The sequence below is a fragment of the Streptomyces sp. So13.3 genome (assembly GCF_005860785.2).
Taxonomy (GTDB): Bacteria; Actinomycetota; Actinomycetes; order Streptomycetales; family Streptomycetaceae; genus Actinacidiphila; species Actinacidiphila fildesensis.
Genome location: NZ_CP048835.1, coordinates 175,268 through 196,075 on the forward strand (window position 1 = coordinate 175,268; position 20,808 = coordinate 196,075).

Annotated in this window: 14 protein-coding genes and 4 pseudogenes; 9 read left to right on the plus strand and 9 right to left on the minus strand. The window is 68.5% G+C overall.

The genetic code is table 11. The features are described 5' to 3' along the window. Positions 1-159: 159 nt before the first annotated feature. Both C8250_RS00860 and C8250_RS00865 read right to left on the minus strand, forming a co-directional pair. A complete protein-coding gene (locus tag C8250_RS00860) occupies positions 160-2,526 on the minus strand; it encodes a non-reducing end alpha-L-arabinofuranosidase family hydrolase (protein WP_138357026.1) in 2,367 nt (788 codons plus the stop codon). Positions 2,527-3,123: 597 nt separating this feature from the next. Beyond that, on the minus strand, positions 3,124-4,674 hold the full coding sequence (locus C8250_RS00865) for a sigma-70 family RNA polymerase sigma factor (protein ID WP_138357025.1): 1,551 nt from the start codon (positions 4,672-4,674) through the stop codon (positions 3,124-3,126). A gap of 926 nt (positions 4,675-5,600) precedes the next feature. Between C8250_RS00865 and C8250_RS00870 the strand changes: the two genes are divergently transcribed. The 4 genes from C8250_RS00870 to C8250_RS00885 all read left to right on the plus strand — a co-directional run bounded on the left by C8250_RS00870 (position 5,601) and on the right by C8250_RS00885 (position 8,446). Beyond that, positions 5,601-5,741 (plus strand): hypothetical protein, encoded by a 141-nt coding sequence (locus C8250_RS00870; RefSeq protein ID WP_187144675.1) that lies wholly within the window; start codon positions 5,601-5,603, stop codon positions 5,739-5,741. A gap of 698 nt (positions 5,742-6,439) precedes the next feature. After that, entirely contained in the window at positions 6,440-7,057 is a 618-nt protein-coding gene (locus C8250_RS00875; RefSeq protein WP_306665068.1) for an expansin EXLX1 family cellulose-binding protein, read from the plus strand. Positions 7,058-7,154: 97 nt separating this feature from the next. Further along, the gene (locus C8250_RS00880; RefSeq protein ID WP_138357023.1) at positions 7,155-7,685 is read left to right on the plus strand and encodes a SigE family RNA polymerase sigma factor; all 531 of its coding nucleotides are present in this window, start codon (positions 7,155-7,157) and stop codon (positions 7,683-7,685) included. Continuing rightward, positions 7,682-8,446 (plus strand): hypothetical protein, encoded by a 765-nt coding sequence (locus tag C8250_RS00885; RefSeq protein WP_138357022.1) that lies wholly within the window; start codon positions 7,682-7,684, stop codon positions 8,444-8,446. Before C8250_RS00880 ends, C8250_RS00885 begins: the two co-directional genes overlap by 4 nt. A gap of 52 nt (positions 8,447-8,498) precedes the next feature. On the opposite strand, the pseudogene C8250_RS00890 reads toward C8250_RS00885, so the two are convergent. The 3 genes and pseudogenes from C8250_RS00890 to C8250_RS00900 form a co-directional block, all read right to left on the minus strand. Next, positions 8,499-8,767: pseudogene (locus C8250_RS00890) on the minus strand (RICIN domain-containing protein); the annotation flags it as partial. Between the two features lie 351 nt (positions 8,768-9,118). After that, complete coding sequence (locus tag C8250_RS00895; protein ID WP_138357021.1) at positions 9,119-10,870, minus strand: cellulase family glycosylhydrolase; 1,752 nt, start codon at positions 10,868-10,870, stop codon at positions 9,119-9,121. A gap of 169 nt (positions 10,871-11,039) precedes the next feature. Further along, positions 11,040-11,819: pseudogene (locus tag C8250_RS00900) on the minus strand (X2-like carbohydrate binding domain-containing protein); the annotation flags it as partial. A gap of 714 nt (positions 11,820-12,533) precedes the next feature. Between C8250_RS00900 and C8250_RS00905 the strand changes: the two are divergent. The 5 genes from C8250_RS00905 to C8250_RS00925 all read left to right on the plus strand — a co-directional run bounded on the left by C8250_RS00905 (position 12,534) and on the right by C8250_RS00925 (position 18,264). Beyond that, positions 12,534-13,544 carry a GlxA family transcriptional regulator gene (locus C8250_RS00905; RefSeq protein WP_198359397.1) on the plus strand — a complete coding sequence of 337 codons (1,011 nt, stop codon included), beginning with the start codon at positions 12,534-12,536 and terminating at the stop codon, positions 13,542-13,544. After that, complete coding sequence (locus C8250_RS00910) at positions 13,541-15,259, plus strand: thiamine pyrophosphate-binding protein (RefSeq protein WP_138357019.1); 1,719 nt, start codon at positions 13,541-13,543, stop codon at positions 15,257-15,259. The genes C8250_RS00905 and C8250_RS00910 overlap by 4 nt, the downstream gene beginning before the upstream one ends. Next, positions 15,231-15,884 carry an SRPBCC family protein gene (locus tag C8250_RS00915; protein WP_138357018.1) on the plus strand — a complete coding sequence of 218 codons (654 nt, stop codon included), beginning with the start codon at positions 15,231-15,233 and terminating at the stop codon, positions 15,882-15,884. The genes C8250_RS00910 and C8250_RS00915 overlap by 29 nt, the downstream gene beginning before the upstream one ends. Next, the gene (locus C8250_RS00920) at positions 15,881-16,897 is read left to right on the plus strand and encodes a ketoacyl-ACP synthase III family protein (protein WP_138357017.1); all 1,017 of its coding nucleotides are present in this window, start codon (positions 15,881-15,883) and stop codon (positions 16,895-16,897) included. The genes C8250_RS00915 and C8250_RS00920 overlap by 4 nt, the downstream gene beginning before the upstream one ends. Before the next feature lie 320 nt (positions 16,898-17,217). Then, entirely contained in the window at positions 17,218-18,264 is a 1,047-nt protein-coding gene (locus tag C8250_RS00925) for a GDSL-type esterase/lipase family protein (protein ID WP_138357016.1), read from the plus strand. A 363-nt stretch (positions 18,265-18,627) separates the two neighbouring features. On the opposite strand, the pseudogene C8250_RS00930 reads toward C8250_RS00925, so the two are convergent. The 4 genes and pseudogenes from C8250_RS00930 to C8250_RS43185 form a co-directional block, all read right to left on the minus strand. Beyond that, positions 18,628-19,453: pseudogene (locus C8250_RS00930) on the minus strand (glycoside hydrolase family 3 C-terminal domain-containing protein); the annotation flags it as partial. A 190-nt stretch (positions 19,454-19,643) separates the two neighbouring features. Next, complete coding sequence (locus C8250_RS43175; protein ID WP_244808930.1) at positions 19,644-19,985, minus strand: transposase; 342 nt, start codon at positions 19,983-19,985, stop codon at positions 19,644-19,646. Between the two features lie 74 nt (positions 19,986-20,059). Next, a pseudogene (locus C8250_RS43180) lies at positions 20,060-20,428 on the minus strand (transposase); the annotation flags it as partial. After that, positions 20,368-20,805, minus strand: a complete 438-nt coding sequence (locus tag C8250_RS43185) for a transposase (protein ID WP_346268795.1) — start codon at positions 20,803-20,805, stop codon at positions 20,368-20,370. The pseudogene C8250_RS43180 and the gene C8250_RS43185, both read right to left, overlap by 61 nt. Positions 20,806-20,808: the final 3 nt, after the last annotated feature.

Below are 20,808 nucleotides of genomic sequence, written 5' to 3' on the forward strand. Positions count from 1 at the left end.
CCCGTCGATCACGCGGTGGCCGTTCCGTTCCTGCCCGGTCCGACGCGAGATCGCGAAGTCGATCCGGAGTGTCAGCAGGTGGAGTTGCCCACGCCGTAAGCCGCTTGTCCGATGCACCGGTAGAGCGCATCACATCGCGATCACCGTGGATCAGGCGGGTTAGCGCTGCAGGGTAAGGACACCCGGCCGGTACGGCAGTTGGTCGTAGGGACCGCCGGCGGTGGGAGACTTGCCCTGGTAGAGGAACTGCAGGTTGCAGGGGTCGATGGTCATGGTCTGGTCGGGGTTGTTGCGGACCAGGTCACCATGGCTGATGTCGTTGGTCCAGGTGGCACCGCTGTTGGCCTTGCCAGCGAAGGGGTTGCTCTCGCTGGTGGCCTGCGGGATCCACGAACCGCTCAGGCTGGAGGCCGTGAACGAGCGGAAGTAGCGCTGCTCACCGGCACCCCGAGCCTCAACGATCATGAGGTACTGGTTCTGGCCCTGGACCTTGTAGACCTGCGGCGCCTCGAACAAGTTCTTCACCGTGTCGCTCATGACCGTCGTGTACGACGAGCCGAAGTTGCCGGGGAAGTTCCCGATCGGCATGCTCGCCCGGTAGATGCTGCCGTTGTCACCGGCGAAGAACAGGTACATGTTCTGGCCGTCGGCGATCAGCGTCTGATCGATCGGGGCGGCGCCCGGGATACCGCCGGTGAACAGCGGCTGCGGCGCGGACCAGCCATTGGGGTTGGTGGGATCGCTCGACGTGCGGTAGATGAAGGGCCACGCACCCCACTGGTACGCCAGCACCCAGATGTTCTTGGGCGCGAAGTAGAACAGCGTGGGCGCCACCGTGGACTGGCTCATCCCGTTCTGGCCGGCCGACGCCATGTCCGACCAGTTCGTGAAGGGACTGAACATCATCGAGCCGTACGACGAACCCGACACGTTCGACGCGTAGACCAGGTGCTTGCCGTTGTACACCACGTTGGTGAAGTCCTTCAGCGCGGCCCACCCGTTCGCCGGCTGCGCCAACGCACCCGTCGACGACCAGCGGTACGTCGACGGAAGAGAACACGGGCTGCCCGTCGGCGGAGGGGTCGACGTCCCGGACGGGCCGGTCCACTTCTGGTTGCTGCCGGACCCGCAGGAGTACAGCTGGATCTTGGTGCCGTTGGCGGTGGCCGCGCCGACGGCGTCGAGGCACAGCCCGGACTGGCCACCGGCGATCGTGCCGTTGGTGTTGATGTTCCACTGCTGGTTGGCGCCGCCGTTGCAGTCCCAGATGACCACCGCGGTGCCGTTGCTGGTGCCCTTGGCCATGGCGTCCAGGCACTTGTTGCCGTAGATCATCAGCTGCTTGCCGGAGGTGTAGGTCCAGCGCTGGTTGGTCTGTCCATTGCAGTCCCACAGCTGTGCCTGGGTGCCGTTGACGGTGGAGGAGCCGTTGATGTCGATACAACGACCGGCGGCGACGCCCTTGATCTCCCCGGTACCGGTCCCGCCGGTCGTCCCGCCCGTGGCGGGACCGGGCGCGGCCTTGAGGGCGTTCATGACTGCGGTGTACGCGGCCTTGGGGTTGCCGTTGTTGTCGAACAGCAGGGGGCTGTCGCCGCTGCGCCAGGAGTCGCTGTCACGGATGCCCCATACCGTGATGCCGGTGCACCGGGCCACGGACAGGCAGGCGTTGACGGTGTTGGCGTAGTTGGCTGGCGATGCCTGGGCGATGTCCAGCTCGGTGATCTGGACGTCAACGCCCAGGGCGGCGAAGTTGGACAAGGTGCTCCGGAAGCTGGACGGCGGGCCGCCGGTCCCGAAGTGGCTCTGGAACCCGACGCAGTCGATCGGCACGCCGCGGGACTTGAAGTCCTTGACCATGCTGTAGACGCCTTGGGTCTTGGCGTCCGACCAGTTCTCGATGTTGTAGTCGTTGTAGCAGAGCTTGGCCGAGGAGTCGGCCGCCCGGGCGGTGCGGAACGCTTCCTCGATGAAGCCGTTGCCCAGCACGTTCTGGAACACCGAGCTGCGGTGCTGGGTGGAGCCGTCGGCGAACGCCTCGTTGACCACGTCCCAGGCGTAGATCTTGCCCTTGTAGTGGGTCATCTCGGTGGTGATGTGGTTGTTCATCACGCTGCGCAGCGTGTTCGCGTCCCGGATGGAGCTGACCCAGGTCGGGAGCTGTGAGTGCCAGACCGTGGTGTGGCCGCGCATGCGCTGGCCGTGTGCCGTGGCGTGGTTGACGATCTGGTCGGCGGGGCCGAAGGTGAAATTGCCGCGGGACGGTTCGATGGCGTCCCACTTCATCTCGTTCTCCGGGGTGATCATGTTGAACTCCCGGTCCGCGATCGCGGCGTACGTCGAGTCGCCGAGCCTGCCAGCGGCCACAGCGGTGCCGAAATACCTGCCCGAGGGCGCCGCCTGCGTACCCAGGGTTGCGGCTCCGGCGGAGGGGAGGAGCGTCACGACACCGGCCACCACCGCCGCGGCCGACAGTCCTATCGTCCATGTCCGGCGACGCCTGCCGAGCCTGTGCAGGCCCTTCATGATTCTCCTCGGGGGTCGCGGGTCACTCTGGGTGCCGTGATCGTGCGCGCATCGGCCGGTACGGCCTGATCCGCCGCGGGGTGGGTGCGGTGCAGGACGTGAGGTCGTTCCTGTGGACCGGTCGCCCGGGGTTCATGGATGTGTCGCGTCATTGGAGCGGCTTTCTTCAGGGGATACGTCAACGGGGGAAGTCGGGGAACCTGCCACGCCGGCACGTCGCGGTGAGCGGCGGGAAAGACACCCCACGAAGTGGAGGCCTCCGAACTCGCGGTCTCGTAACAGAAAAGACGCGCCGTCCGAACGATTGCTCAGTGATGCATCTCGCAGACAAAAAGCGTTATGCCAAGCCCCACGGTCTGGTCGTCCCTGTGGAAAGGGCGCGCCGTCCTGATCATCAGTGAAGGTCTTTGGAGTGGTTACGGTGGCGGTGGCGGTGATCAGACTTCAGACCCGTCACGGCGAGGCAGCCGTCGATGAATGCGGATCGAAGCTGGCGTTCGGGGCAGCACTCGGCTCACCGCCGATGTAAGAACGGCGTGGTGCAGGATCACCAGCCGTCACAGCACTACTCGGTCCAACATGCTCAGGGAGCGGCTCTCAAGCCCAGGCCCTGCGGACGATGAAAGAAGCCTGGCCGGCGAAGGCCTGAGTGCCGTCGGAGCCATCGAGCCAGATGCCACCGTCGCGGTGGCGGAGGACCGATCCGGGATAGTTGTGCGCGTGCAGGGTTACCGCCCCGGCGACCGCTCCGGGGCGCGGACAGAAGGTGGCGTCTTCACGGAGCAGTTCGCTGCCGTCGTTGGTGCTCAGCCGTAGCCGCAGGTCACGATGGCGCAGATAGCGGCCGTCGGCGGCGCGGAAGGTGACGCACCGTGTGTCGGCCAGCCCCCGGATGACTGAGAAGGTGACTCGCTGCCGTGTCTGCGCGCTGCTGGCCGCGGAGACTCGGCCGAGCGTCGCGAAGTCTCCGGCATACGTGAGGTACAGGGCGGGCTCGTCCACGGACTCCAGCGACTGTGCGCCCGGCGGGACAGTGCCCGCGACGGCGGACGGACTCACCGGGGACGGTCCGGCCGACGCGGTGGTGCGCGACGGGATCGGCGTGGGATTGCCGACCGTGGGCGCGGCGTTGACGCCAGGCACCCGATGCGCCGGTTCGGGCCAGGTCGCGTAGGTGGCGGTCCCGGCGATGAGCACCGCGCCGGTGGCAAGGCCCACCAGCTGATGAGCGGTCACCGCGTGGAGTTTGCCGATCAGCGAGCTGTGCAGACTGCCTCCCCCCGTCGCCGTGCCGACGGCGACCTGTGCCGTGACCTGCCCGGCGGCGCTCACGGCCGTTCCCGACAACAGGCCCTTGGCGGCCAGCGCGGCGATGAGCCCGGCCGGGACCGCCAGCTGCGCGAGACTGAAGAGCAGTAGTTCGGCCGGAACCCGATCTGTCGTCGACGCCGCGCAGACCAGGCATCCGCGGGTGTGCCGCGCGATCCGCTTGCGCCACACCGAAGTACGGAGACCGTCCCAGCCCACGACGGTCTCGTCCAACTGCGGACAGCGCGGGTCTGCCTCCAGGGCGGCGACGATCGTCCGGCACAGTTCCAGCTGCTCGCGCATGCGTTGCAGACGCACTCCGACGTGGGCGACCGTGAGCCCCGTCGCGGCGGCGATGTCGTCACGGCTCAGCGAGCCGGAGCCTTCCTGCCACCACAGCGACAGCAGCACCCGATGGTCCGGGTCGAGCCACCGGCCGGCGTGGACAACCTGACGGCGCTCGTCCGACGCATGCAGACGCAGGATCGTCACGTCCCCCGGTTCGGCGCCGGCATCCGGTATCTGGCGTGCCTCGTCAATGACCGCGGTCCGGCGGAAGAAGGCCCGTTGCCGGTTCCGATGAGTACTGATCTGACGGAGCGTGATCGACACCAGCCAGGACCGGAAGCTCTCCGGGGCACGCAGGGCAGGCAGGTCGCGCACCACGCGCAGCAGCGTTTCCTGGACGACGTCGTCGACGTCGGCATGTCCGCTCAGCGCTCGCCCGACAATGTTGTAGAGCAACGGCAGATACGTGGCGATCAGCTCCTCGCGCGCCCGGTCGTCACCGGCTTGCGCCGCGACAACCAGCCCCGCGTGGTCCGCATCCGTGAGTTTCATTGCCACTCCCTCTGGGGAGCGATCCGCTCCGTACGGCGCCACACCTTGGCGTCGGCAAAGGTATCCTCTGCGCCAAAGGCAGGTAAACGGGAGGGCCGCTGGAGCATCAGTTCTCTCGATGCTCCAGCCAGCCAAGGCGCCAACGCTGTCACCGTGGATGAGACGCTGTTCAATCGCCGCTGACTCCGGACTGGCGCGGCAGATGTCTTCCTTGCCCCGCTTGGGTAGGCAGGCGACTGCGGCGAGGGCCTGAGGCGTGCGCGGCTTCAGACGCCCTGGGTGCGTCCGTCCGTTCCGTGCCCTGGGCTGTCCCGGTCCACGACGGCGGCAGATTCTCCTGCAATGGCAGGATGCCCACCGACCGCGGCGCCGACGTGAAAGGCATCGGCCCGCCGGGCTGAGCCGGCGGGCCGATGCCCGATCATGTGTCGTTCCCGGTGGTGGGGCCGGTCGGTCCTCGCCGGTGAGCCGCCGGATCTGGTTCTTCTTGGTGGTCAGGGTGCTGCCGGTGTCACACGTCCACTGGTGGACGCCTGCGCCGCGTGCGGTGGAGATATTGCTGACGTCGACACACTTGCCGCTGTTTCCGGCGACCAGTTGGAAGTCGTGGCTGTTGCCGGGTGCGGTCACCGCGCGGACGCACTCGGCTCGGCCCAGTCCGCCGTCAAGTAACGAGGATCCCGGCCAGCCGATGAAGCACACGACACAGTTGCCGGAGCGAAGATCATCGCGGCTGACGGCGCCCCTCTCGGAGCCATCAAGGGAAACCGTGTCACCTTCGGCGCAGTCGCCTTCACCGCCGGCCACGCCGCAGGCGGCCGTACGGTGCTGACCGCCACCACCACCTCTCGCCCGGCCCGTCCCCGGCCGCGGTCGGCAAACCCACCTCCGCCCCGTCGGCTCCCGCCGCCAAGGCCGGTGACGACATGGCCAGGAACGGCAGCGGCGGCTCAGCGACCGTGTGGACGGCCGCGGGCCTGGCCGCTGCCTTCGCCGTCGCGGCGACGTTGTTCACCGCCACCCGCAGCCGTACGCGTCCCCGTCGCACGGCGCGCCACGGCCGCTGACAGTTGCGCACCGAACGGCCGCAGCACCGCCCTGACAGGGACTGTCCTCAACATTGCGTATGCCCCGGTGTGGCCTGGATGGCGTGAGACGTGGCCTCTGCCGGGAAGGATCACTCACGGGGATCAAGGACGAGCTCCCCGCTACAGCTCGAACATCGTACGAACGGGGCGGAGTGCCTCCGCGTCCGCGACACGCATATCGTGCTTCAGCAACTACGAGCTATGCGTGACCCTTCCGGGCGTTGCGGCCCCCCGTTTCGGAGTCACCGGTGTCGCCGCCCGCCCCGGTCGCAGCGATGCCGGCATCGGATCGGCAACCTTTTCGCCGCCGGCGGCCACTGAGAGGTACATCGTCGACTCGATCAACCGAACGGATGGGCATGAGAACAACGAACCACCGCGCTCCGAAGCCGCGGCGCGGGCGCGGGCCGGCCATCAGCATTGCGTCGGCGCTGATAGCCGTCGGGGTTCTGGCCTGTCTGGCCATCGCGCTTCTCCCTGGGAGCAGGGCCGATGCCGGGCGTCGCGCCGGCGCCTCCGTTGCAGCTGCCCCAGCGAGCGTCCCGTCCGGTTCCGGGTCTTCGGCCGCGGCGGCCGGCGCCACGACCGCATCGGCGCGGCCGCCGGTCACAAGCTCGCCGCCGTCAGCCGGCGGTACCCGGACACCCGCGGCCTCCAGTACCGCGCGAGCGACATCCTTGGCGGGACGGATCAAGCCCGCGGTCAGCTACAAGGGAGTCGCGACCTCCTATGCCGCAGGTGACGGCAATGGTGCCTGCCTGTACGGCCCGTCCAGTGATCTCATGATCGCGGCGATGAACCACACCGACTACGAGTCGGCCAAGGCGTGCGGGGCGTACGTGCTGGTCCGCGCCGCCAACGGGGCCTCCATCACGGTGCGTATCGTCAACGAGTGCCCCCTGCCCTGCGCGCCCGGGCAGCTCGACCTCAGCCAGCAGGCCTTCGTCAAACTCGCCAATCCCTCGCTCGGCCGGATCCCGATCACCTGGACGCTGCTGAGCCCCACCGCGCCCAACACGATCTCCATCCGGTACAAGACCGGGTCCAGCCGCTGGTGGTGCGGCGTCCAGGTGATCGGCCACCGGAACCCGTTGGCGGTGCTTGAGCTCCGCACCGCCAACGGCTGGCGGCAGCTGCCTCGCGCCGACTTCAACTACTTCCTCTCCACCGACGGCAGCGGATGCGGCGGGGCGATCAGGGTCACCGACATCTACGGAGAGCGACTCACCGTTGACGGGATCGCCTTGAAACCGGACGTCGCGCAAGCGACCCGCGTTCAATTCGCCCGGCATTGACCGTATGTCAACCCACCGTCGGGCTGCGGTGACGGGCACTGTTACGCTCCAGCCGGTTGTTAACGCGCACATAGCAGGGAGAGGGCGACCGAGGGAGATGCTCCTCGATGACGCGTCCGCGGAGTTCCACGACTTCTTCGAACGCCACTACGCCGAACTGGCCCGTCTCGCCCACCTCCTGACCGGCCAGACAGACGCGGCCGACGACCTCGCCGCGGATGCCCTGGTCGCCCTGTGGCAAAACTGGGACCGGTTCCGTACGGCACGCCACCCGCTCGCCTACGCTCGCGGCGTGGTGGCCAACCTGGCGCGGGAACGGATCCGAAGTGCAATCCGCGAGCGACGCCGGATCGTGCTGTTCTGGTCCCGCACTCCCGAAGGGGTGGAGCCGCAGGACGTGGCGGCCGTGCTGGACGTCCGTGCGGCACTCGACCGACTGCCGTTCCGCAAGCGAGCGTGCGTGGTGCTGCGCCACGCCTTCGACCTGTCGGAGAAGGACACCGCGATGGCACTGGGCATATCGATCGGCACGGTGAAAAGCCAGACCTCGAAGGGGATGGCCGAACTGGAACGGATCCTTGGCGCACGAGCGGCCGGGGAACTGGCGGCGGGAAGGAGGGCTCGGTGAACGACGAGATCAGCCGACGGCTGCGCGAGGCCGCCGAGGCCCACCAGCCCGACCGCGCGAGGATGCTGGCGCGCACGGAGCGCGGCGCGGCCGGCGCCACCGTCCGGCACCGCTCGCCGTCGATCACGTGGTCATGGCCCAAGGCGGCACTCGCCGGCCTCGCTACCGTCGGCATCCTGGCGTCGGGTGGTTTCGCCGTCGCCGGCATCGTCGGAAAAGCGTCGCCGGCGCAGACCGCCACCGCTCCCGCCGTCCCGACCCCGGCCGGCACTTCCCGTCCGGCGCCGTCGACCCACACCACCACCGGTCCGAGCCCGACCGCCACCCCCGGCAGCTCGCGCCCCACTCCGTCGACCGGCAACCGGATCCAGAACGGCCCGCTGTGGTCGAAGGGCTCGGTGGACCCGCACAGCACCGTGTACTGGACCCAGAGCAACCTCGCTCTCAAGACCACCCGGCCGCTCACCTCACTCACGGTGGAACTGCGCATCGCGCAGACCGGCGGCGTGCGGAACACCGGCAATTGGCGCACGCTGCCGAGCGACGACTTCACCGTCACCGTCCGGGAAGCCGGCGGTGCGCTGGTCTACCGCTGGGTTCTCAAGCCCGGCCGCACCGTGCCGGCCGGGCAGCACGAGTTCGCCGCCCAGTACAACCACACCACCGGCGTGCGCAGCGCCACGGACGACAGCTACCGCGTCGATGGGCGGACCGCGGGCGGCTCCGCCGCGGTCTGGGGAGGATTCGCCCCGGCACATTAGGGTTCGGGGCCGGGGCCCCGCCGCTGCCCCAGCCCCAGCCCCGAATTCCGTGTCAGTTCTGCGCGCTCCACCGCTGGTTCGCTTTCCGCCGGAGGAGTTCCACAGCTGGATCTTGGTTCCGTTGGCGGCACCTGCACCACTGGCGTCAAGGCACAGTCCCGACTGCACCCCTGTGATCGTGCCATCGGACTTGATGTTCCACTGTTGGCTCGCCTGTCCGTTGCAGTCCCAGATCACCACCGCGGTACCGTTACCGGTTCCCTGGCCCGAGGCGTCCAGGCACGTGTTGCCGTAGACCATGAGCTGCTTGCCCACGGTGTAGGCCGTGCGCTTGATCTTCACTCCAGCCTGGCGCCGCACCGAATGGCAGCCTGCCCCCAGTCCGACGCGCCGTCGAACTGCCGGTACGGGTCCCAGACCGTGTACACACCAGCAGCCGCGGAGGCGTCGTCCGAGCCTACTGAGGACGACCCTCCGCAGGCGGCGGCCGTGAACATGACCAACCCGATAGCCAGCGACGCGACGGCGATCCGCCACCGTATGGATGTCTTCCTGGCGTCTGTCCTTGTCGCCCCAGGGCTTCTCCCTTCGAAGAGGCACCGGGCACGGTCGTGGCCACGGCTCCGCCGAAGCCGGAGTGAACCACGCGCAGGCGCCGGCCCCAGCCTGCCTTCAGGAGGTCTTGCCGGTCACGGTGGATCCCGACTTCGTCACGTAGTACGTCACCTTGGCGCCGCTCCAGAAGTGGAAGGTGACCGTCACGCGCGCATCGGCCTTCACCGCGTCGAGGAAGGCAGGAGTGAGACGGATGACCTGCTTCGCGTAGTCGGGCACGAAAGCGGCGTTGAACTGCTGGTACGGCGTCCAGTCGGTCGGGCCGGCGTTTCTGCCGTCGGCGTACGTGGCGCTCATCGTCGCCAGCACGTCCCCGCGGAACTGGGTGGGGATCCGGAACGCATCGGCCGCTCCGGTCGTGGCCGACTGCACCGGGGTGCCGTAGGTGATCACCTGGATCCGCCAGGGCACGCCTTGGGAGAACTCGGCCTGGAGCGTCGCATTGACGCCATCGGCGCGCTGGCCGACCAGCCGGGTGAGTGTGGCCGCCTTCAGGGTGAGCCGGCTACCGGAGAGGGTGTAATCCTTGCCGTTGACCAGCTTGGTGGTGCCCTGCTTGAGAGCCTTGAAGGTGGTGCCGTTCAGGTCCAGGGTGAGCGTGTGGGCCTTGACCGGACCGGACTTCGGCACAAAGACGTTGTCCGAAGCTGCCGTTGCCGAGCGCGTCGCCCAACTCGACTTGATCTGACGGAACAGCCCGGCATCCTTCCACTGGAGACGGCTGCGGTCGAAGAGCGACCCGTTGTCCCACAGGACGGTGGTGACCTTGCTGGTGCGGGACGCGTGGCCGAGCGCCTCGAAGTACTTCAGCATCTCGCCGCGTTCCACACCGCCGGGGCCGTGGTCGTCGCCGAGCAGACCGTACTCGCCGAGGATGACGGGGATGCCTTGGGCGACGAAGGTGTTATGCATCCGCTGGAACGCCTTGTCCAGGTCGCCTTGGGCCATGGCATCGAAGCGGGTGGAGCCTGCGAGGTTCACACTGAACGGCCAGTAGCCGTAATAGTGCACGGTGGCGATCAGTCTCGCGTCGTGCAGAGACTTGATCTCGGTGGCCAGGTTGTTCATCAGCGCCTGGTCGGGCGTGCAGCCTTCGGTGGGCAGCATGAGCAGACGGCTCTTGTTGTTCCCACCCGATGCGCGCACGATCTGGTCGAAGGAGGTGTTCAACTCGTTGAGCAGACCAGCCTTCCGGGTGGCGTCGGCGTTGTCGAATTGGGGCTCGTTGATGCTCTCGAAGACGAGCTTCGCGGGCTCGTTCTTGAAGGCGGCGGAGATCTGGGTCCAGGTGGAGTTGAAGCGGGACAACACCTTGTCGTGATCGGTGGACATGGCCTTCGTCCATTGCCATGAGTCATGATGGACGTCGAGGACCACATAGAGGCCGTCGTCGATCGACCAGTCGATCACCTCCTTGACCCTGCTGATGTACGCCGGGTCGATGGTGTAGTTCGGTGCCGCTCCCTGGTGGTCGCTCCACGTCACGGGGACGCGAATGCTGTTGAAGCCCTGGGCGCGGACCTTGTCCACCAGGGACTTTGAGGTACGGGGCTGGCCCCACGCCGTCTCATTGGGGACGGCGTCGAGACTGTTGCCCAGGTTCCAGCCCGGCTGCATCGCGGCTACGGCCGCCATCGCGTTGGCGGGAACCGGCGCTGCCGCCGCGGACGCCTTGGGCGTGGCGTCGTCTCCGAACGTTCCGAAGACCGTGCCGTACGTGAGCGCGCTCGCGACGACCGCCGCCAGCGGCACCCCCACGGTCAGCCGCAGTCTGCGGCGGCGGTGCTGTGGGGCCTGCTTGTTCTTCATTGCTCATCCGTTCTGGAAGATCGGGCGGTGTCTCCCTGTGAAGTTGCCGCCGACCAACGGGAGGTTGCTGTGTTTCACCATCCAGTTTTCCGTTTCGCTAAAACGTTTCGGGCGCGGAAAAGGCTGGTTGCCCGGCGGAGCCGGGCAACCAGGGCGAGGGGCCGTTCGGTCAGGATGTCGTGCCGGTGACCGAACCACCGGACTTGGTCACGTGGTACGTGACGGTGGCGCCGCTGTAGTAATGGAAGGTCAGCTTCACTGGTGCGTTGTCGTGCAGCGCGGCCAGGAAGGCGGGGGTGAGGATGGTGGTGCCGCCCGGATAGTCGGGCGAGAACGCCTGGTTGAACTCCTGGTACGGGTTCCGGGAGATCGGGCCGGCGTTGCTGCCGTCGGCGTACGTGGCTTCCATACCCGCCAGCGCGTCACCGCGGTACTGCGTGGGAATGGTGAAAACGTCGGCCGTACCAGTGGAGTTGGAGAGCACCGGAGCGTCGTTGGTGACGATGTCGATGCTCCAGGGCAGACCGCGGGAGAACCGCGCCTGGAGCGTCGAGTTGACCCCGTAGGCCCGGTTGCCGGTCAGCCGCGTCAGTGCCGTGGTCGTGGGGGTGAGGCGGCTGCCGGAGACCGTGTAGTCACGTCCCGCCAGGAGCTGGGTGCTGCCTTGCCACAGGCCCCGGAAGGCGGTGCCGTTCAGGTTCAGCGTAAGCGTCTGGGCCGCGATGGGGCTCGACTTCGGTACGTAGACCTTGTCGAAGGATGCGGTTCCCGAACGGGTGGTCCAGCTCGACTTGATCCAGGCGAACAGGGCCGGGTCGCGCCACTGCATGGTGGCACGGTTCAGGTAGGAGAAGGGGTCCCACAGGGCGGTGGTGACACCCGCGGCGCGCGCCGCGTTGTTGACCTCCTCGAAGTACTTCAGCGCCTCACCCCGCTCGACGCGCGGGGGCTGGCGGATGTGCATCAAACCTGGCGGATATTGTCCGGGTTCGAGTCCTGGCTGGAGCTGGACCGGGTGCCGCTGGCGCCGGCCCGAGCCGGGACGGCTCGCGAGCATGAAGGACCGGTGGCCGGGGTCGTGGGTTGAGGCTGGCGGGCAGAGCGTCTTCCCACACGCGGGTGATGGGAGCGGGCGGACGCGGCACGGGCCCGGGGCAGTGACGGGCCCAGCGACGGAGCCCGGAGGATACGCACCGACGGCGGGGCCGGTCCTGCTGCGGATTCGTGCAGTGCGACGGTGGCGCCCGGCAGCGCGTACGGCAGGCCGCGGATGAACGCGTCACCGTCCCAGCGGGTTGTGGCGGTCGTCGCTACGGCGCGGGTGGGTCTCGGCTCCCCCCGGCGGACATCTCCCGCACGCCCTGCCGGCGTTCGCGGTCGAGCGCGTGGCGCAGCCGCTACGGACGGCTCGCTCGGCTTCCCGCGATGCACTGCAATGAGCCACCGCGGCCGGAAGCTGCGTGTTTGATTCCTCGCAAGTCCTTGGGGACTCCGCGGCAGAGTCCTCCACGGGCGTGACCTGTCTCACCCGTTGCCGACTGAAGCTTCGTCAGTTTCCTGTTCAGCGGCGTCGCGCCGGGTTATCTCGGTGAGCCTGGCAGGATCCGTCAACAGACTGTCATTGCGGCCGTCCCCGCGGCGGATACAGGCTGTGACCGTGCTGATGCGACGTGTTGTGGTGGTTGTCTATTCCGGGGTCCAAGCGCTGGACATCGCCGGTCCGATCGAGGTGTTCGACACCCTCAACCGGCTGTTGGCCGAGCCGGGGACGGGCTACCGGATCGAGTGCGTCTCCGCCCACGCTCCTATGGTGTGCACCTCCTCGGGAATGGTGATCCAGGCCGAGCCACTGGACGCTGGCGAAGGCCCGATCGACACCCTTCTGGTCCCCGGTGGCTCGGGGTTGAAGGAGGCGTTGGCGGACCGGGCGCTGATCTCATGGATCGGGCAGGCCGCCGCCCGGTCCCGGCGGGTCGCGTCGGTGTGCGGAGGAGCATTCCTGCTGGCCGAGGCGGGGCTGTTGGACGGGCGGCGCGCCACCACCCACTGGGCGTACTGCGAGGAGATGGCCCGTCGATATCCGCAGGTGACGGTGGATCCGGGACCGATATTCGTCTGGGACGGCCGGTACGTGACCTCCGCCGGGGTGTCCACCGGTATCGACATGGCCCTGGCACTGGTGGAGGCCGATCACGGGGCGGTGATCGCACTGGAGATAGCCCGGTACCTGGTCCTGTTCTTCAAACGGCACGGCGGGCAGCCGCAGTTCAGCGCGATTCTGGACGCTCAGCTGGCCGACCGGGCGCCGGTGCGGGCCGCGCAGGAGTGGGTTCTGTCCGGCCTCGAACGTCGGCTGCCGGTCTCCGAGCTCGCGCAGCGGGCCAACATGAGTCCCCGGAACTTCGCCCGCGTCTTCCTGCGTGAGGTGGGCACGACGCCTGGCCAGTACGTGACGCGGATGCGTATCGCGCGGGCCCGCGAACTGCTCGAGACCACCGATCTGCCGGTAGGCCACGTCGCCCGCCGCTGCGGCTTCCCGAACGCCGAGACCTTCTGCCGCTCGTTCGGCCGTGCGGTGGGGCCCACCCCGGGCGAGTACCGACAGCGATTCCAGGCCATTTCGCCGTCAGGTCTCATGGTCGAGCCGGACCGGGCCGAGAGGAGCGCGGTATGACAGCCCGAGTGCGCCTCGTCGACTACCTTGCCGCGGAGTTGGGCCGGATGGGTGTCACGTACATGTTCGGCGTAGGTGGTGCGAACATCGAGGACCTGTACGAGGCCGTCCATGGCGCGACGGAATCCGTCCGCGGCATCGTGGCGAAGCACGAGTTCTCCGCTGCCACCATGGCCGACGGGTACGCCCGTGCCACAACACGTCTGGGCGTCGTCGCGGCCACCTCGGGCGGCGGTGCGATGAACCTGGTGCCCGGGCTGGCGGAGGCGTACGCCTCTCGGGTTCCGGTGCTGGCGTTGGTGGGGGAACCGCCGACCGTTCTCGCCGGTCGGGGAGCGTTCCAGGACTCCAGCGGTCAGGCGGGCTCCCTCGATGCGCTCGAGCTGTTCGGGTCCGTCACTCGCTTCTGCGCCCGGGTCGTCGAACCGGACTCCATCATCTCATTGTTGGCGCGGGCGGTCGCGGTGGCGCGGACGGATCCCAAGGGGCCGGCGGTGTTGCTTCTGCCCAAGGACGTACAGCAGGCGCTTGTCACGGTTCCCGGGCCGCGCGTGGCGGCGCACACCCCGCCGGCGGCGCTGCCGGAGGCCGCGGCCCTGGACCGTGCGGCGGCCGTGCTGCGGGGCGCGGACCGCGTGTTGCTGATCGCGGGTGAAGGGGTGGCCGCGGCCGGCGCGCGGGCCGAGCTTTGCGAGGTGGCGAGGCGGCTCGGCGCCTGGGTAGCGGTCACCCCGGACGCCAAGGACGTGTACGACAACCACGATCCCCGGTTCGTCGGAGTGGCCGGGGTGATGGGACATCCGAGCGTCGAGGACTGTCTGCGGCGGGCCGAGGCGTGTGTCCTGGTGGGTACCCGGCTGCCGGCAATGGCGCGTGGCGGATTGGACCGGGCGCTGGCAGACACCCCACTGATCTGCGTCGACCCAGAATCGCCGTTCGTGCCGGGCATCGCGCTGCACGGCAGTGTGCGCGACACACTGCGCGCACTGACCCGGCGGCTGGAACCGGCTGCGCGCGCCTGCCCCGCGCACATGGGCCCCACCCGGCTGCCACTGCCGCTGCCACTGCCGCCGGCCAACAGTGGCAGCACGTCCCACGCCGATGCGTTCGCCGCAATAGCTGCGGCGTTGCCGCAGGACGCGCATGTCTTCGTGGATGCCGGCAACACGGGAGCCGGCGCGATCCACCTTCTGCCCGCCCCACGGCATGGCCGCTTCGTGGTCGCGGTCGGCATGGGCGGTATGGGCTACACCTTCGGCGCCGGCATCGGCGCCGCGCTGGCCACCGGGCGGCGCACCTACGTGCTCGCCGGGGACGGGGCGTTCTTCATGCATGGGATGGAAGTGCACACCGCGGTGGAATACGCCGTGCCCGTCACCTTCGTGATCCTCAACAACAACGCGCACGGAATGTGCGTCACGCGCGAGCACCTGTTCCAAGGCGGCGCCCGCGAGGACAACGTGTTCCTCTCGTCCGACATCGCCGCCGGCGTCGGCGCGATGTTCCCGACTCTCGACGTGACCCGGGCCCGCAACGCGGCGCAGCTGCGCCAGGAGCTGCTGCGGAGCAACACCGGCGACGGTCCGGCATTCGTCGCCGTCGATGTCGACCGCCGCGAAATCCCACCGTTCCTTCCCTTCCTGACCGCCCCTGGTGGCAAGCCGAACGACACTGAGGAGACTGCAGATGAACGCGGACCGGTCCATGTTGGCTGATGTCCCCGGACTGATACGGGTGGAGAACACCAGTACCGAGCAGATGGCCGCCCGATGCCTGGAGATGACCCCTGCGGTCCACCAACACCAACAGGTCTACGGGCAGTACTGCACCATCCAGGCTTACGCCGACTGCCCGCCGGAGCAGACCTACGAGTACCTGAGCCAGGGACACCACCTGGAGGAGTGGACCTTCAGCCTGCGCGGCTTCGCGCCGACCGAGACCCCGGGGCTGTGGGCCGGCTGGGACCTGCTGGCGCAGGACACCCGAATCTACTGCACGGTGGTGGCCAACCCCGAGGCCATGACCGTCGACTACCACTGTGCCTGGGACCAGGGCGACAAGCTCTGGATGATCTACCTGATGCGTGTCCTGCCCGCACAGTTGGTGCTCGACAAGCCGGGTTCGGTGATCACCTGGACCAACTGCCGGCACCCGTCCTACGACGACAACCCGCGCCCCGACCTCGCGCCCAGCGCGGACCGGCCATGGGTGGGCGACTACTGGGACCTGTTCTACGCCGGCCACACCGTGGAGATGGCGAACCTCACAGCGATCCTGGAGCACCGGCACCGAGGCGGCCTGCGGGTCAGCGTGGCGCCGGGCAGGACGGTGACCCGGTGACGACGGTGAGCCTCATCGACGTCGCCGGCTACCTGCCCGGTGAGCCGGTTCCCGCCGAGTTCTACACCGGCTACCAGGGCGCGCAGGACACCCTCCGCGACAACCCGATGTTCCGGATCCCGCCAATGCGCCACCACGTGGCCGCCGACGAGACCAACGTCGACATGGTCGAGCGTGCGGTACTTCCGCTGATCGAGCGGCACGGCCGGGACGAGATCCGGTCCGTGGACGTCCTCCTGGTGCACAGTCAACTGCCGGACATGCCGTTCGTGGGGGCCGGCACGGAGGTGGCACGCAGGTTGGGTCTGCATCCCGAGTGGCTGATCGACGTGGCCAACGCCGGCTGCGCGTCCTTCGTCTTCATGCTCGGACTGGCCCGGCAGATCCTCGCCACCACGGATGCCAGGTCCGCTCTGGTCTGCAACGCGCAGAGCGCTGCCGGCCGGCTCTTCACCCGGTCCGAGGTGCGCGGGCTCGCCCAGGCAGCGGTCCCCGGCGACGGGTGCGGCGTGGGATATCTGACAACATCACACGCTGCCCCGCTACTCGGCGTGGAAACCCTGCACGTCGGCGAGTACGCGGGAGACATGACAATGGTGCGGGACGACGGCCGCAGGTACTGGGAACCCGGGCCGTCGGCGTTGCGGATCGGGTTCACCGAGGCCGGCCTCTCGCAGGTGCTGGCCCGCGGCAACCGGCTCGTTCCACAGGTCGTCACCACCCTGTGCGGACGGCTCGGGAAAGCCACGACCGAGATCGACGTGCTGGTGACCAATCAACCCAACCGGACCTTTCTGCGGAACTGGCGGGACGCGCTGGAACTGGCCCCCGACCGGCACCCGGACACCTTCGACCGATGCGGCAACCTGTTCGGAGCCGCCATCCCGGTCACCCTGGACCACGCCATCCGCTCCGGGCACGTCAAGGACGGCAGTCTCGTGGTGCTGGGCGGGTTCGCCCACGCCGGGGACTTCGCCGGAGCCGCTGCGGTCCGGTGGCACGGGCAGGGGTAGCTGATGGTTCCACCCCGGCCCGCGGTCGGCCGCGGCCGGTGTCGGGGCCCTGACGGCTGCCGGCTCGCTCGCAGTTGCTCAGAGCCATCGCCCAGCCAGCCGGGACGGACAGGTTTCCAGCCACTGCGACGGACGCACTTCCGAGACTCATCGGTGTGTCCGCATTCCGCCCTGTCGGCCTCCGAACACGGGCAGGTAGCGTCCCGGACTCCCACGCGGGGGGTCACCGTCGCTCACTTCACCGACCACCGGAAGAGGAAAGAGCCCAAGTGCCCACCACTTCACGCGATCACGCTGGTCGTCCTCGGCGCCTGTTCGCCGTGCTCACCGCGGGAGCTCTCGCCGCCGCCGCGCTGTGCGCGCCCGCACCCGCCGCGGCCGACGGCCCATCGGAACGTCCGGCCGCGATCGTCGCCATGGGCGACAGCCTGACCGCCGGTGAGGGAGGCGGCGCCTACGAGCCGGGCCTGCCGCCGTTCGGCAGTTACTGCCATCGGTCACCCAACGCCCAGGTGCCGCAGGCCAAGCCGGCGGGGCTGGGCGTCGCGGTGAACCTGGCCTGCTCCGGCGCCACCACGGATGACGTCCGTATCGGCGGCACCGGCCGCTACGGCAAACCACCGCAGGCAGAACAGCTCAGGACCGCGGCTCGCACCTACGACATACGCACCATCGTGCTGAACGTCGGTGCCAACGACATCCCCGCAGCCGGATTGACGATCACCTGTGCCAGCGCCTACCTCGTACCGGGGCCGCCGTGCTCCCGCGCGTGGAACACCCTGCTTCCCGGGCGGCTGTCGGCCATGGAACCGCGGATCGAGAAGGACCTGCGCGACATCCGCACCGTGATGCGACAAACGGGCTACGACGACGAAGCCTACGACCTCGTCCTGCAGTCCTACCCTTCGCCCTCCAGCGGGCTCTCCCGCTACTCCAGCGCACAGCGCGGCCTGCAGGGCTGCCCGTTCCAGGACGCTGACTTCGCCTGGGTGCACGACGTGGCGTTCCCGATGCTCTCGCAGTACCTGGAAAGGGCGGCGGCCAACGTGAGCGGCGTACGGTTCCTGGGACTGTCGGCGGCCTTGCAAGGCGGTCAGGTCTGCTCACCCGGCATCACCCACGGCGGTGAGCTCTCGTGGGGCCTGTTCCTGGACGTGTCCGCCCTCAGCCACGGCATCGGCCCCGATCTGGTCTCACAGTCCCTGCACCCCAACGCCGGCGGCTACCGGCAACTCGCCCGGTGTCTGCAGGCATTCGAGCAGTCGCCGGTACGCAGCGCGGAGTGCGAGCGCGGCACGGACGGACAACCGCGTCTCACGGCAACGCGGCGAGCCATCGGTCGATCGCCACTGAGCCGGAACCGCTGATGGAACGGTTTGCTGAGGCCGCCTGGGATCCGCAGGTATCCGCCCGGCCGCATCAACGCAGCTTCCACGTTCCGCTGAGAGCCCTCCGGCGTGCTGGCCCCGCAGTGCTCACGACGGCGCGGGCAGCAGAACTACCACCTAACCGCTTGATCTCGGCGGTCACTTCAGAGGATCCGCACCCGACCGCCAGGTGCGCCTGAGCCGAGCGCAGGGTCAAGGGCAGGGGCACGATGACAGCGTTGGCGCCGTGCCGAGCGAGTATGCGGAGGCCGCCTCATGGCTCTGCCGGCCACCTTCCGCTCGTCCACCGCCGCCGACCGGCCTGTCGTGGTGGCGGGATGCGCCGGTCGGGGCGTTCCATGGTCAGGCCATCGTGAACGTCGCGTGCAGGCGGCGCGTGTGGTCGAGGGGACGGACCGGGCCGGTCAGCGTGAGAGGGACGCTCAGTCGGGTGTCGGTGCTGGATGCGGCGATATGCAGTACCAGCGCGCCGGGTTCGACCAGGCGATGGCCCGCGCGTCCGGTGAAGGATGCCAGGTCGGCGGGAACAGCGACGCGAATGCGCACCAGTTGGCCCGGGGCGAGGGGGACTCGCCGGTATGCGACCAGGCGTTTCACCGGTTGTGCGACCGAAGCCACCGGGTCGTGCAGGTAGATCTGGACGACTTCGGTTCCCTCGCGGTCGCCCGCGTTGGTCAGGCTGAAGTCGAACCGGAACGCGCCGTCGGTACTGGCGCTGCCTTCCACGATGTCGAGTCCGGAGTAGGTGAAGTGGGTGTAGGTAGGTCAAACCATGGCCGAATCCATAGGCCGCAGTCGGATCGGTGCTGGACACCTCACCGGCCTGGGCCAGTCGGGCCGCGAGATAGGTGGAGGGTTGTACTGCGGGGCGACGGGGCACACTGACGGGCAGTTTCCCCGAGGGATTGACCCGTCCGCTGAGCACACCGGCGAGGGCGCGGGAGCCGGCTTCACCGGGGAAGAAGCACTGCACGATGCCGGCCGCCTCTGTCACCGCGCGGCCGAGCGCATAGGGGCGCCCGGCCAGGAGGGTGAGCACGACCGGTGTCCCGGTGTCGAGCACGGCATCGAGCAACTGCTGTTGGACACCACGGAGTTGAAGCAGTTCGACATCACATCCCTCGCCGCTGGTGCCGCGGCCGAAGAGCCCGGCCCGGTCCCCGACGGCTAGTACTGCAACGGTCTTTGCTCTGATGTGTGTGCAGTTTCTGGTGGTGTGTGGCCGCGTCGTTTGTAGTGGCTGATGCGGGCTTGGAATTGTCGTCGTCGGCGCCAGTGTGACCAGTGCAGGATGTGGTCGGTGAGGTGGGCGCGGGGCCGGGTCAGGCGGGTGGTCAGGCGCCGGATTTCGGGGAGGGTCAGGGCGATGAGCTGGGAGGATCCGTTTCTGCTTTCTCTGTGTCGAGCGCGCGGGCGCGCAGGACGGTCAGGCAGGCGTGGGCGGCCATGGCGAGGGTGATGTGGCGGTGCCAGCCGGGGTAGCGGCGGACCTGGTAGTCGTCCAGGCCGCATTCCTGCTTGGCGGTCTGGAAGCACTCCTCGACGGCCCACCGGCTGCTGGCGACGTGGATCAGCTCGTCGAGGGTGGTCTCGGCGGGGCAGTAGGCGATGTAGTAGGAGATCTCCTGCGGTCGGCTGACGCTGCGGCGGGCGATGACCCAGTGCCGGCGGTCCTCGCGGTGCCACGGGCGGACTTCCACTCTGGCCCAGTCGTAGACGCGCGGGGGCCGTGGGCGCCGTTGCCGCAGGAACGGCGTTTCCACTTCTGCCGGGACAGTCCGGGAAACAGGTCGTGAACCGGGTGGTCCATCGCCCATCGGGTCACGACGGTGTCGTGGCGGGTGGTGGCCATGACGTGGAAGACATCAGCCTGCTCGAGTTCGGTCCGCCAGCCTTTGGAGAAGCCGTAGGCGGCGTCCGCGGTCACCCACCGGAAGGGGATCTTCTCGGTGATCGCCCGGCGGACCATGGCCTTGGCGGTCACCACTTTCGTCTCGAAGGCGACCGTGTCCTCGATCCCCGCGGCCCGGCAGCGTTCCCGGTCATCGGTCCATGACGTGGGCAGATACAGGCGGCGGTCGATCAGCGTGCGACCGCGGGCGGCGGCATAGGCGAGGAAGACGCCCACCTGACAATTTTCTGTTCGGCCGGCGGTTCCGGAGTATTGGCGCTGGACTCCGGCCGAGCGGACGCCCTTTTCAGGAACCCGGTGTCGTCCACGATCAGCACCGCTTCCGGGTCGCCGAGATGTTCCACGACGTAGTCGCGGACATCGTCGAGGACTTCGTCGGCGTCCCAGTCGCACCGGTTCAGCAGCCGGTGCATGCGATCGGGGGCCGCGTGGCCGGCCTCCTCCGCGAGCGTCCAGCCGTTCTTCCGCTCGAGCGGAGCGATCAGCCCCTGCATATACGCCAGTGCCGACTCCCGGGGCTCCGACCGGGCGAATCGGTGGACGAACCGCTCGTGCAACTCACCCAGACCCGCCGCCCACGACCTGACATCACCCAGTTCCCCACCCATAGT